The 13107-nt window shown below is 55.6% G+C and carries 10 protein-coding genes; all 10 read right to left on the reverse strand.

Translation table 11 applies throughout. The features are described from left to right. Positions 1-7: 7 nt before the first annotated feature. The 10 genes from RB298_RS02230 to RB298_RS02275 all read right to left on the reverse strand — a co-directional run bounded on the left by RB298_RS02230 (position 8) and on the right by RB298_RS02275 (position 13015). Positions 8-1144 (reverse strand): glycoside hydrolase family protein, encoded by a 1137-nt coding sequence (locus tag RB298_RS02230; RefSeq protein WP_486045526.1) that lies wholly within the window; start codon positions 1142-1144, stop codon positions 8-10. Positions 1145-1162: 18 nt separating this feature from the next. Continuing rightward, positions 1163-3127, reverse strand: coding sequence for a hypothetical protein (locus RB298_RS02235; RefSeq protein WP_486045528.1), 1965 nt, complete (start codon positions 3125-3127; stop codon positions 1163-1165). 62 nt (positions 3128-3189) lie between these two features. Continuing rightward, on the reverse strand, positions 3190-4812 hold the full coding sequence (locus RB298_RS02240; protein ID WP_486045530.1) for a response regulator transcription factor: 1623 nt from the start codon (positions 4810-4812) through the stop codon (positions 3190-3192). Next, entirely contained in the window at positions 4805-6616 is a 1812-nt protein-coding gene (locus RB298_RS02245; protein WP_486045532.1) for a cache domain-containing sensor histidine kinase, read from the reverse strand. Before RB298_RS02245 ends, RB298_RS02240 begins: the two co-directional genes overlap by 8 nt. 98 nt (positions 6617-6714) lie before the next feature. Next, positions 6715-8085, reverse strand: coding sequence for an ABC transporter substrate-binding protein (locus RB298_RS02250; RefSeq protein WP_486045534.1), 1371 nt, complete (start codon positions 8083-8085; stop codon positions 6715-6717). A 150-nt stretch (positions 8086-8235) separates the two neighbouring features. Beyond that, positions 8236-9075 (reverse strand): carbohydrate ABC transporter permease, encoded by an 840-nt coding sequence (locus RB298_RS02255; protein WP_277747887.1) that lies wholly within the window; start codon positions 9073-9075, stop codon positions 8236-8238. A 15-nt stretch (positions 9076-9090) separates the two neighbouring features. Then, positions 9091-10038, reverse strand: a complete 948-nt coding sequence (locus tag RB298_RS02260) for a carbohydrate ABC transporter permease (protein WP_096774977.1) — start codon at positions 10036-10038, stop codon at positions 9091-9093. 140 nt (positions 10039-10178) lie between these two features. Beyond that, positions 10179-10793, reverse strand: coding sequence for an alpha/beta hydrolase (locus RB298_RS02265; RefSeq protein WP_076325589.1), 615 nt, complete (start codon positions 10791-10793; stop codon positions 10179-10181). A gap of 518 nt (positions 10794-11311) precedes the next feature. After that, positions 11312-12019 carry a PIG-L deacetylase family protein gene (locus tag RB298_RS02270; protein ID WP_486045537.1) on the reverse strand — a complete coding sequence of 236 codons (708 nt, stop codon included), beginning with the start codon at positions 12017-12019 and terminating at the stop codon, positions 11312-11314. A gap of 39 nt (positions 12020-12058) precedes the next feature. Beyond that, positions 12059-13015, reverse strand: coding sequence for a GNAT family N-acetyltransferase (locus RB298_RS02275; protein WP_486045539.1), 957 nt, complete (start codon positions 13013-13015; stop codon positions 12059-12061). Positions 13016-13107 lie beyond the last annotated feature (92 nt).

A 13107-nucleotide genomic window follows, 5' to 3' on the forward strand; every position in this document is an offset into this window, starting at 1 on the left:
ATCTCCGTTATTCCCAGTAAAACGGCCCCTTCCCTCTCAGCCGCGCCAGCCCTTCCACAAAGAAAAAGTCGCCGTAAATCAGGGGCACGTCGATATTCTTGCCCTCCGGATAATGGCTGGTTCCATGGAGTATCAAACCTTCCTCCCCGTCGTTGTCCCATGTGCCGTAATTCCGGTACAGCGATTCCAGAATCCGGACCGCGGATGTCCGGTATAGGGCAGCCTGTCCCGGCCCCACCTTGTCAGCCAGCAGCAGCAGCCCGCTGGCGGCGCAGGCACCGGCGGACGAATCCCGGTAGATGCGGGCCTCGTCCGGCGCGCGGAAGTCCCAGAACGGCACATGGTCTTCTGGCAGATTCGCCAGAAAGAAATGCGCCACCGTTTTGGCCGTATCGAGGTAGATCGACTTGCCCGTATGATGGTAGGCAAGCGTCAAGCCGTAAATCGCCCACGCCGTTCCCCTGGACCAGGCGGATTCTGGCGCAAAGCCCTGCCCGCCGATCCCTTCCAGGCGCTCACCGGTAACCGGATCGTATCGTACGATGTGATAGACGGAACCGTCCGGCCGGACGAAGTCGCGGACCACCGTATCCATATGCGCTTCGGCCATATGCCGGTAGCGGGGATCGCCGCTGATCTGCGACGCCAGGAACAACAGGGGCGTATTCATGGCGCAATCGATGATGGCGAGACCCGCGTTATCCTTCCCTTCCGACCACGGATTCCAGGCTCGGATATACTGTCCCTTCAGGTTGAAGCGTGCAGCCAGGTAGTTGGCTGCTTTGAGCGCGCGCACCTTGGACTCTTCGCTGCCAATCAGCTTGTAGGAAGCCATGCTGGTCAGCGTCCACATGAAACCGAGATCGTGATCCAGGCGCACATACTGGTTCAGTACGTCATCCAGAATGACCTCGCACTGCTCGGCGGTTGTTCTAAGCTCCGCCCCCCCGCTGTCGTTGTACAAAAGCCACAGCATGCCCGGCCAGAAGCCGGCCGTCCACCAATGCGGCGGCTCCAGCTGGTAGACGCCATTCTGGCTGGCATGCGGAAACCTCGCGCCGATCCGCGCTACGTTCCGCCGCGTCTTCGCAAGCGATTTTTCCCATGCCTCCGTCAACCAATCCAAAGCGACCTCCGTTTTCATTCCTCTCCACTCCTCTGTTCATATGAATTGAAATCTGAAATCGATATCCGCATGCAAGCCAAGGGCCTTCACTTTAAAATCCACGGCATACCAAGCCGCTTCCTTGCCGAAGTGATCACGGAAAACATGGCGTGTCAGCTCAGGCTCCACAAGGTCGTTATCATAGTGGATCAGCAGGCCGGACCTGTCGTCCACGGAAAAGGCAGGATCCGGCTTTGTGTCCTGTACCTTAGGCTGCTCCCCGGTCCCTTCTTCAGCAGCAATCGGCTCCTTCTTCTTTTCTAAGGCCTGAACGACTTCCGGTCCTCCTGCCTCTGCTTGCTCATAAGTACCCGGTGCCCGCAGCCTAACAGCCTGCCGGCCATCCATCAGTACCAGCTCGGGCCGTATCCTGGTGACGATCCGCTCCACCAGACTCTCCGGGGGCGAACCGAACGTAAACCGGTCACTCAGCGTCAGTTCCGGCCGATTCCCCTTCTTGTTCCACTCCAGCGTCCTCGTGAATGCCCGAAGCGCAGGAGCCCGGTAGGCCGAGCTCAGCTCAAGCGCAAGCCGATCCACGGCTTCACCCGTCACCGCTTCCCATACAACCGCGGCGCTATCCGGGCCCTCTTGCTGAACATGGCCGTCGATGATCGGTACGGAGTGGCCTTGGGAGCCGTTGCAATCATAGCCATACCGTCCTTCGCCGAAATACTCCGCCGTGTATTCGCCGCAGCCGAGATCCGAGCACCAGGCTTCCCCGGCGCCGTACAGAATAAAATGCCCAAGATCATTATGGTTGTGCGGTTCGCCGTTGCTGCCGCCCTTGGCGGCAAACGCGTAAACTTCGCCCCCATGGAAGCTGCGGGAGATCAGCCATTGGGCATCGGGCAAATAATAACTTGCCTCTTCCCAATCGCCCCCCGCCAGCAAGGGGTTCCGCCAGATCAGGTTGCGCAAAGCCGGAGCCCAGCGGCTGCAATGGTCGTCGCGGTAGCCCGACCGGAGAGACTGCGGCGGAGACTCAAAGTCTGCGTACAATGCGGACAGATAATGAGACAAGCCGATATGTACCGTGCTTTCCGGCTGCGAATCGGAGAAGTTGACGACGGCCTTTCCTCCCAAAAAGCCCTGCTGCTGAAACAAGGCGATGCGGCCGACCTTCTCCACACGGAACCAATCCATCTCGCCCCGGGTGCGCTTGCGGAGCAAATCGGCATAATACACGAAATACCCGAACCCGTAATTCCAATATCCCAGCCCTTCCAGACAGGCTCCATCGGGGCCGAAGCCCTGCAGGTAATAGTCCATGCACCGCTCCGTCTTCAGCAGAACCTTCGCAAGGGATTCCCCGCTTTCCATAAGCAGCAGCGCCGCGGAGCCGATGGAACCGGCACAGACGGCAGACCAATTATGCGTCGCCGTCTCCCAGCCGTGCTCACGGCTTAGGAAAGGGAGGAACAACCGCGCTTCAACCTCCTCCCCGATTCTCGAGATCAGCAGCGAAGGCAGACGGTCCCGCAGCAGCACGCGGATTTCGCTGAGGGTAAACCCGGTCTCGGCGCTGAACAGATCAATCGTCTCCTTGATGCAGCCGGGCGATTCCACGTTCACATGCGCCGGCAAACACCAGGTATACTCATCGCAGATGGACCAGATCATCTCTTGGAGAGCAGTCCGGTACGCTTCCTTATCCGGCTCAAGAAGGGTCAGCAAGGCAAAGGTATTCAGCCGGCGCCGACGGTCGAAATACACCTTCTCATAATCCAGCCTCGTTCCCTGCCGGGCAAACCGGGTGAATAAGTCATACGTCAGCGGCGGGTTCGGGACAGACAGCAGCCGCTCCCCTTCCTCGCGAATCTCGGATATGTCCTGCTCGTAATCTTCGCTTTGCCGGATCCCTTCCCAGAAGGAACTCTGGTCCCCGCTTTGGTAATACAGCCGCAGATCGGCGGGAGCCATCCCGTTCACGATCGTTGTCAGCTCTTGTATCCTGTTCATCGGACTAGGACCCTCCTCCTTCCCGTTTCAACGCCTGTTGGTGGCGCCGGTTAGACATCCTTTCAACCGTTCCGGAACTCTACGGGGGTTACCCCCGCATACGCCTTAAATGTCTTGCTGAAATAACTTACATTGTCGTAAGCCAGACTTTCGCAGATTTCCCCGACCGTGCGGTCCGTCTGCCGCAGCAGCTCCTTGGCGCGCTCCATCTTCATGCGGGTGACGTATTCGATGAAGGTCACGCCGGTTTCTTTCTTGAACATCCGGCTGAAATAGCTCGGATTCAGGTGCAGGCAGCCCGCAACGTCATCCAGCGTGATCCTCTGGTCAAGCCGAAGGGACACGTATTTGCAAGCCTCCGCCACTTCCGATCGTCTGCTGCCCCCGAATCCCCGGTCCATAGCCTGCAGGGTGGATTCCAAATAATCGTGAAGCCAGGATTTCAGCTCGTTCAGGGAATCCATGTCCATGATCTCTTTGTGAAGCGCATCGGCCGTATAGGCGGGTGACAGCGAATGCAGTAGATGAAGCCTCAGCTTCAGATCCAGCAGGAGCTTCAATACCCAGTCCTTGACCGATTCCGGTGCGTACCGCTTCTCTTGAATCCATGAGACCCACCGATTGACCGCGTCGCGCACCGCGCATAACCCCTCTTTTCCGAGCAGCGATTCCCGCAGCTCCGAACTGGCCCGGTCATAATAAGCAAAGAGATCAGGATCCCCATTAAGACTTTTCTGTTCAAGCGCTCCGTTCAGTTTGGATATCTCCTGCGGCTCCAGATAGAATCGTTGATGCCGGCAGGCCAGCAGTTCATTGAGCCCTGCCTTTAAGCCCTCCGGCTCCGCGCACCCCCTGCCGATCAGGAACGACATGCGGATTCGCAGCACGCGCTCGAGCGTCCGCTGCACCTCCTTCAGGCAGGCGGCGGCCTCATCGTATATGTTGCTGCCCAAGCCGGGTCGATACGCGAACAGGAGCAGCGAAGACTTTGCATCATATAGGACATGCACCGCATCCGGATTCAACTGATCCAGCACCTCCCGCAGCACGTTGCCCAGGGCAAAATGCAGCGTCTGGTTGGAAGCGAAGCGGTGCTTGATCTCCCGGACATCCTCCAGATGTCCGACCACGGGCAGGCAGTGATAACCCGGCTTCAGCACGCCGTATTCCGACAGCTCATGCCGCCATGTTTCGGGGGACAGGAGGGGCTGATGGATGAAGTTCTTGAGGCTCTGCTCCTTCCGCAGCTCCTTGGATTCGTCCACCAGATGGATCATCCGCGACCGCTCCCAGCCCTTCTGGGCTTCCTCGTCCATCGCCTGCTTGAACCGCCTCAGCAGCTGGGCCAGCTCCTCGGGGTCGAGCGTATCCTTCAGCAGATAATCCTGCACGTTCAGGCGCATGGCCTGCTGGGCATATTGGAATTCGTTGTGGCAGGACAGAATGGCGATCCGCACATCGGCCTTCACTTCTTTGATGCGTGCGGACAGCTCAAGCCCGTTCATTTTGGGCATGCCGATATCCGTAATCAGAATGTCAGGGGGCGAAGATCTCGCCTTCTCCCAAGCACTCATTCCGTTCTCATAGCTTCCCATCAGGTTCAAACCCAGCTCATTCCACGAGATGGCCTCCGACAACAGCTCAATGACCGGATAATCATCATCCACCAGCATCACGTTATACATCCGCATTCCCTCTTTCCGGTATATACATCTCGATCACCGTTCCTTGGCCAGGCTCGCTGTAGACGTGGCATTGAAAAGCCTCGCCGAACACCATGCTCATCCGTTCCATCACATTTTGCAGACCGATATGGGAGAAGCTGCCTCCGCTTGCCTCCTCCTGCATCGAGGATCCGGCGGATCCGCCCTGGATTCTCCGGGCAATCGACTCCCTCATCGCAGCATCCATGCCGATGCCGTCGTCCTTCACGGCCAACACAAGATGCCTGCCCTTCATGTCGGCTGCAATCCGAATCGTCCCTGCCTGCTGGTTGAGCCCATGGATTAATGCATTCTCCACGATCGGCTGCAGAAAAAAGCGCGGTACTTTGAAGAGAAAAGCCTCCGGCGCGATATCCAACTCCAGCCGGACCTCCTCCTTCTGCCGAAGGTTCATCAGGGCGACGTAATGCGAGATCAGGTCGATTTCTTCGTGAAGCGCAATCTCGTCCTCTTCGCGGCTGATCGTCATGCGGAGCAGCACGGACAGGGAGCCGATCATCTTGGCGCTTTCGGGATCGCCCCGTTTCATGACCTTCATCCGGATCGAATTCAGGACATTGAACAGGAAATGGGGATGGATCTGGGCTTGGAGCATTCGGAGCTCCGCTTTTCGTTTTCTCGCCTGGTTCTCGGATATTTCCGAGATCATGGCTTTGAACCGGTCCAGCATGTCGTCGAATAAATGCCCCAGCCGTCCAACCTCATCATTGCCATGAACATTCGACCTCACATCCAAATTTCCGCGCTGTACGGAGGTTGCGACTTTACCGAGCTTGACTAACGGCTTCGTAAACGCGCGGACAAGCGCAATGAGCAGCAGCAGAAAGATCAGGAAGAAGCACATCTGAAACCAGAACACCCGGTTGAAAATCGAGTTGATATTGACGATCGCATCCTTGTACGGCTGCATCAGCACCAGGCGCCACCCGGCAAACGGGATGTCCTGGTGTACCATCAGCTGCTTCTCCCCCTTCACCGGCACGATCGAATACGGCTTTTCTTGATCCAAGTCATCGAGATATGCAAAGGTCGTTCCGATCTGGCTCTGATGACTGCCGGAAACGATGGTTCCCTTGGCATCCAGCAGCACCATATCGTTGCCTTCCGAAAGGGAGTTGAAGATCCCGCTGATCTGATCCTCCATGAACGTCACGATCACGTAACCGTAAATTTCGGAATCCGGCAGCCGGAGCGTGCGCACCACCGATAATTGCGTCGGATGATCGATCTGGTCCGAGCGGAACATCGTGGCCTCCGGCTCCGTCCACAGGGATTCCAAGCCTTGCAGCTCCGAAATTTGGCCAAACCAGGGGCGCTGCCTGTAATCGAGCGGATTGTAATCGCTTACGGAATAATTCATGTAATAGGAGCCGTTCTCCAGAATGACGGTGACATAGCTTTTCTCGCCGACGACCGTCAAGCTGTCCAGATGCTCCAGCACCCGGTTGGATTCCATGAACCTGCGATAAGGATCGGGGTCTTCGTTGCCGGATACCACCTGCTTGAAATAGGAATTCAAACCGGAATTCATCTGGATATAGTTGGCGATATTGATTTTGCTTAAGAGCAGATTCGTCACCGATCCGCGGACCAGCTGAAGGGCATCGCTTGCGTTGGATACCGCCTGCTGCCTCAAGGCTTCCTTCGTTAACGAATTATACAGAATCAAGCTGACGATGGCGGGAACCACGATGCAGGTGACGGCAGCCAATATCAGCTTATGCCTGATGGAGCTGGGAATCAGGCTCTTCAATCGTGCGGGCATAGGATCCACCTCGGGTATGGCGTGACGGGAATGATGTACGCGAATTCAAAAAAAGGGACGAAGAGTTTCGTCCCGATTTTTTTGTCTATTATACCAGATCATTTTTTGTTGGATTCTATAATTTTGTTCACTCGCTCCTGCGAATTCGTTATGGTCTGGTCAATATCCTGATTGCCCAGTATCAGCTTCTCGTATTCCTCGTTCACCGCCTCGTACACTTCCGCCTGATAAGGCGCCGGCGGCACGATGGCCGAGGCCTTCGAGGCAACCAATGTGTCCACGAGCGATTTTTTGTCTACCTTCTCCGGACTCTTCGTGCCCGCCAGAATGGTGTCGATGATCTCCTCCACCTGCTCGGTCTTCACCTGCTGCCAGGCCGGAATGTTCTTGCCCTGCACGATCTGCCCTTCCGTTGTATACCAGCGGACGAATTGATAAGCCTCTTCCTTATGCTTCGACTTGGCTGCCACCGCCACGTAATCCGTGGTTACCGGCGTGAGTCCCGTCGGATCGCCTGCCTCGTTTTTCGGGAATGGGGCTACGGCGACATTGAAGTCCAGCGGCACTTTATCCGTTCCGCCGATCTCCGTGTTCATCCAGCTGCCGATCGTGATCATGCTCGCGGATTGATTGAAGAATTGCGTCCGGTAGTTCAGCTTCTGGGAGATCATGTCCGTGTAAGGCACCGAGGATTGGTCCTCCTTCTCCATCCGCACGCGCAGCTCCAGCGTCTGCCTGAAGGTCGGGTTATCCAGATTGGAAGAGCCGTCGGCCTTCAAATAGTCGGTATCCTGAGGTTGATTGGCCATCATCAGCTTCAGAAATTCCAGCCATCCGCCCCCTTGCGGACCATGGAAGTACGTCCCGTAGCGCTTCGACGCTCCTTCGCCCTGGGTCAATTTTTTGGCATAGTCCGCATATTCGTCCCAGGTCCAGTCCGTCGGAACCGGCAGCCCCGCTTCCTCCAGGTGATCCTTGTTCAGCAGCACATACCAGGGGTTGAACTTGCCGGGCAGCGCATAGACCTTGCCGTCGAGGCGGGTATCCACTTTATAATCCGTTTCCACGCTGTAGCCGTCCTTCGCGATAAAGTCGTCCAGCGGCTCGGCCATGCCGAGCGCCACCCGCTGCGCATAACCCGCCGGATCGCTGAACATCAGAATGTCCATCTGGGCCGAGGATGCCGCCTCCAGGTCAAGCTTCTTGAACGCCTCCTGCGTATCCCCCTTCTCGCTGAGCTGGACCAGCTCAATGGTCACGCCCGGGGTTGCCTCTTCATAGGCTTGGATCGTTTTCTTCCAATTGTAAGCTTCCTCCGTGCCATAGGTGTACAGCCTCAGATTGGTCTTGCCCCCGCCTTGCGCGGAATCACCTTGCGCCGCATTCTCTTTCGCTCCGCCGCAGCCGGACAGCAAGCCGATCACCATCGCGGCCGTGAGAACGCCTGACCACCATTTCTTGTTCATCATTGTCTATAACCCTCCCCATTGATATCGGTATGTAAGGTCGTGACGATTCTAGCTGTGACTATCCACATTATATAGAGCGTTTACATCTTAACCATAAAACAATCTTTACTGATGTTGGAACTATTTTTACCCCGTTCATTCCCGAGGTCCCTAGCCCTTGACCCCGCCCAGCGCAATGCCTTCGATGACGCTCTTCTGGCCGATGATAAAAACGATCAGCAGCGGGAATATCGCCGACACGGCAGCCGCCATGATCAGGGAATAGAATTCTCCGCTCAAGGAGGTGAATTTCTGCATCGCCAGCGGAATCGTGAACAGCCCGTCCGTCCGCAGGAAGATGAGCGGATTCTGATAATCGTTCCACGTCCAGATGAACCGCAGGATCGCATACGTGGCAACAGCGGGCTTCACCAGCGGCAGCGCAATCGACCAGAAGATCCGCGGATGGTTCGCGCCGTCGATTTTGGCGGATTCGATGAATTCCTGATGCACCCCCATGAAGAATTGCCTTAGCATGAACGTTCCGAGCACGCTGAAGCTTCCCAGCATAATGAGGCCGAAGTGGTTGTCGAACAGCCCGATGTTGCGGTACAGAATAAACTGCGGGATCAGGATGGCCTGGCCCGGGATCATGTAGGTCACCAGCACGATGATGAACAGCCAATTGCCGGCGGCAAACCGGATTTTGGAGAAGCCGTAGGCCGCCAGGGCGGATACCATGGCCGAGATGATCGTGGTCAGTATGCTGACCTTGACCGAGTTCCAATAATAGAGGTAGAAGGGATAATCCCCGAACCATACCTCCCTGTAATTCTGAATCGCGTTCCACTCCCGCGGAATCCATTGAATCGGATATACGAATACGTCACGCTCCACCTTAAAGGATGTCACCAGCATCCAGATAAAAGGAAGGAGAAACAGAATGCTCACCGCGAACATCGCGATCGTGACGATAAGCTTGCGCCAGTCGACGCCGACTCTTGTCCCCATATAGCACCCTCCCTCTTAGTAGTTGACCCACTTCTTCTGAGCGGCCCACTGCCCCAGCGTAATCAGCATAACGAAGCCGAACAGAACCGCGGCAATGGACGATGCGTAACCGACCTTCAGGTTGACGAATGCCGTATCGTACAAATACCACACCATCATGGTCGTCGAGCCGATCGGTCCCCCTTGCGTCATGACGGCAATGATGTCAAAGACCTTGAACGTGGAGATGATCCCCGTCACCAGCAGGAAAAATGACGTCGGCGACAGCAGGGGCAGCGTAATGCGCCTGAACTTGGTCCAGCCGTTGGCTCCATCGATGTCCGCCGCCTCGTACAGATCCTTCGGAATGGATTGCAGGCCGGCGATATAAATAATCAGATTGAAGCCGATGGAGATCCAGATCGATATCAGCATGATGGAAATCAGCGCGAAATTCGGATCCGCGATCCACTTGGGCGGATTGGACATCCCGAGCGTCCGGAGTATTTCGTTGATCGGACCGTAGGACGGCTGGAACAGCACCTGCCATACGACGGCCACCGCCACGATGTTGGATATGTAGGGCATGAAGTAAGCCACTTTAAAATAGCCCTTCATATAGACAAACCGGTCGATCAAAATGGCCAGCGTCATCGAGATCATCATGTAGACCGGAACCGTCAGGAGAAACAAGACGTTGTTGCGTACCGACTTGATAAACATGTCATCCTCCAGCAGCTGGCGGAAATTCTGAAACCCGACCCACTGGATGCCGTCCCAGCCCTGCACGAAATTCCAATCGGCAAAACCCAGCACGAGCGTAGCCAATATCGGGAACAGCACCAAAATGATAACGCCGATCAGCATCGGGCTTACGAATGCGATCCCCCATAGGTTCTCTCCCCGCTGCAAGGATCCCCTGGACTTGTCCTCCCGTGTCGGCTGGGCGCCAGGCTTCTTCATCGTCTCCATTGTCTGTGCCATGTCGGACCCCCTCGATTCTTATTCGATGGGTTAAGTATAAAAAAAATACCGCCAACGTATTGACGGTATTTTGATCATATTCGCTTTCATTTTTACTTGATTAGACAGGGAACGCATCATGGATCTTGGCATGCCCGGTATTACAGGAACTTCTCCTTAAACCAGGCAGCGGCCATCCCGACCTCTGCACGGCTGAGCTGATGCCCCCCGTTCTCCCAATGGAGCTTCACGTCCGCGCCTGCCCCGCTCAATAGTTCGTTCAGATCCTCGCTCTCCTGCGGCGTGCACATCGGATCGCGCCGGCCGGCCGCGATGAAGACCGGAACGCCGGTCAAATCCGGCAAGGTTTTATCCCGCAGCGGAACCATCGGATGGTGGAGAATGGCCCCTTGCAGCGCGTCTCCTTCGTGGAACAACAGGCTGGCCGCAATATTGGCTCCGTTTGAATACCCGACTGCAACGATGCGGCTGCGGTCAAAATCGTACTCGGCAGCTGCCCAGTTCAGAAATTCATTCAGATCATGCGTGCGTTTCACGAGATCCTCTAGATCAAACACCCCTTCGGCCAGACGCCGGAAAAATCTCGGCATGCCGTTCTCCAGCACGTTTCCGCGGACGCCGAGCACATTCGACGTGGGCGAGATCATCTCGGCCAGCGGCAGCAAATCCTCCTCGTTCCCCCCGGTGCCGTGCAGCAATAGCAAGGTTGGTGCCTCCGGAGAGGTTCCCTGGCGGTAAATATGCGTATGTTCCATATGTTTATAGTCTCCCTTCGATTGGTGATATGCTTCAATTTCGAATCCGTTTGACACCATTAATGTTCGTTAGAATGCCCTGGAATAGCTCAATAGGACCAAAGTCTGCCCTGAAAAATCACATCATAAACTAGGCGGCGATCCCATCATAGGCTGCCCTAAAATCAAGCCTAAATATCTTAAATTTAAGATTCTTTAAATACATCATACCATGGATTTTGAAAAATGCAACAGCTGCCCTTCCGCCTCGCCTCCCCGCTAGAGCTGCAATCGGAAACGCTATGTCCCCATTCTTCGCAATTCTTGACGAACGAAACGAAAAGAGAGGAAGCCTCCGATATGGAAGACTTCCTCTCCTGTTTGTATTCTCTATATATGATTCCGTACGTGTTCCCCCGTAACATCACTCATTATATCAAAAGATAGGTATAATGTCAGTGGATGTTTTGGTATTTCTCACAATTTTTTTGTGAGAATGTTAGCGATTATTCCAGTTGATTGGATGAAAAACCATATATTTAGAAAAATTGTAACCGTTTGGTCAACGCGCCTCTCGGAACCGCGAAGGCCTGCGCGCGCTTGAAGTTCATCGGCGCTCCCCGTACGATCGTGAGCGCCTTGTAGTATTCGATGAACGGGAAGCCGTAGGTTTCCCCGCGCGCATAAGCGTACACGTTCATGGCTCTCACCCACGTTTCATAGGCTTCGTCCGGAATGTCGATGAAGACCTCGGGATGAAAATCGTTCGGGTCCTCCCAATTGTCCGCATAGTATAAATGCTGGGCATAGTGGGACGGAAGCTCGCGCTCAATCGTCTTCAAGCCCGCGTAGAAGCGGGCGTCCTCCACGATATAATGCGTATTGGAATGATCCTTATGAATGCTCTCCTTCCAATGCGTGATGATGATATCCGGCTTCACTTCCCGTATGACGTCGGCGACCTGATACTTCACTTCCTCGTCCAGCGGAAGCTCGGCATCCTTGTAAGCAAGGAACCGCACATCCGCGCCGACGATATCGGCAAATTGGTGAGCTTCGTCAATCTTTTGCTTTGCGTACTCCTCCGGCGTCAGACGGGGGTGTCCCTTCTCTCCCGGCGTTAGATGAAGAAACGTCGCTTTGTGGCCAGCCTGCGTGTATTTGGCGATCACGGCTCCTGCCGTAAGATCCATATCGCCCGCATGCCCGCCAATCGCCAAAATGTGATGCTGCTTTGCTTCCGTCAATGTAATCTCTCCTTTGTATATCCATGTAGTCGAAGCTATCTATTGAAGCGGCTTGCTCATAATTTCGAACCGGCGCGTCACGTCGAAGCCGGCTTTGCGGTACAGATGGCCTGCGGGACTCTGCTCGCCCGTCCAGAGGAACCAGGCACCATGCAGTCCTTGAGCACGCATAAGGGCAAGGCAGTCATACAAAAGTATTTTTCCGAGACCCTTCCCTTGCATCGACGGATCCACGCCAAACGGACCGAATCGTTCAGCTACGCCCTCATATCCGCCATGCAGGCAGAAGCCCACCAGCTTCCCTTGATCGCGCGCGATCAGGATCTGATCCGTTGTTAATCGCTGCAGCAATCCTTCGCGAATCGCCCGGCCCCAATCCGGGTTAAACACGTCCGTCGCAAACTCGATCAGCTCCACCAGATCGCTGTCCTGAGCCGGCTTGAAAGTAAAGCCTTCATGTTCCCGCTGCCGCTTCAGCTCCGCAACCTCCGGCGGCATATGGAAACCAACCAGGGAGCGATCCATCGCAACCGCCGTGTAATTGCGGGTAAAACCGCTGGCCGCAAGCCATGCCAAGCCCTCCGGATAACGCTCCCCATCAATGCCCGGAACGATATAATTCGGGGCATACGAGGAGAAAAAGACTTTGCTGCGCCCATGATGACGAAGATAATCTTCGCCTTCCTGCAGCAGCCGCGACGCGACCCCAATTCTTCGAACCGATGGATCGGTATAGAAGAAGGTGATCCAGCCGTGATCCGGGTCCAGCTCGGTGCCGATCATCGGCAATCTCCGGCGCACCGCATACAGGACGCCCACTATGCGGCCCTCGTGCTCCGCGATCCGCAGTCCCTGCGGATCAAAGTTCGGGTCGAGCAGCACCAGATTTCGAAAACGAAGCCGGGTGACGGGATCTCCCGGCAAACAGGCGTTCCACAGAGCCGTGATCCCTTCCTCGTCTCCAGGCCGGTAAGACCTGTAGGTTAAACTCGCCATTACGTTATCCCTCCTTGTAATCGTAAGCCTTGGATCGGCGGCGATTGCCGCTTAACGGCATGCGACCGGTTGATCTCCATTCACCAATCCTC

This window comes from Priestia sp. BR_2, assembly GCF_041954005.1.
GTDB lineage: Bacteria > Bacillota > Bacilli > Paenibacillales > Paenibacillaceae > Paenibacillus_AQ > Paenibacillus_AQ lautus_A.

Excerpts from the sequence above, each read along its gene's own strand:
- RB298_RS02255 (WP_277747887.1), bottom strand. The coding sequence starts at position 9,075 with ATGGGGACAAGAGTCGGCGTCGACTGGCGCAAGCTTATCGTCACGATC.
- RB298_RS02275 (WP_486045539.1), bottom strand. The coding sequence starts at position 13,015 with ATGGCGAGTTTAACCTACAGGTCTTACCGGCCTGGAGACGAGGAAGGG.
- RB298_RS02230 (WP_486045526.1), bottom strand. The coding sequence starts at position 1,144 with ATGAAAACGGAGGTCGCTTTGGATTGGTTGACGGAGGCATGGGAAAAA.
- RB298_RS02265 (WP_076325589.1), bottom strand. The coding sequence starts at position 10,793 with ATGGAACATACGCATATTTACCGCCAGGGAACCTCTCCGGAGGCACCA.
- RB298_RS02250 (WP_486045534.1), bottom strand. The coding sequence starts at position 8,085 with ATGATGAACAAGAAATGGTGGTCAGGCGTTCTCACGGCCGCGATGGTG.
- RB298_RS02240 (WP_486045530.1), bottom strand. The coding sequence starts at position 4,812 with ATGTATAACGTGATGCTGGTGGATGATGATTATCCGGTCATTGAGCTG.
- RB298_RS02235 (WP_486045528.1), bottom strand. The coding sequence starts at position 3,127 with ATGAACAGGATACAAGAGCTGACAACGATCGTGAACGGGATGGCTCCC.
- RB298_RS02245 (WP_486045532.1), bottom strand. The coding sequence starts at position 6,616 with ATGCCCGCACGATTGAAGAGCCTGATTCCCAGCTCCATCAGGCATAAG.
- RB298_RS02260 (WP_096774977.1), bottom strand. The coding sequence starts at position 10,038 with ATGGCACAGACAATGGAGACGATGAAGAAGCCTGGCGCCCAGCCGACA.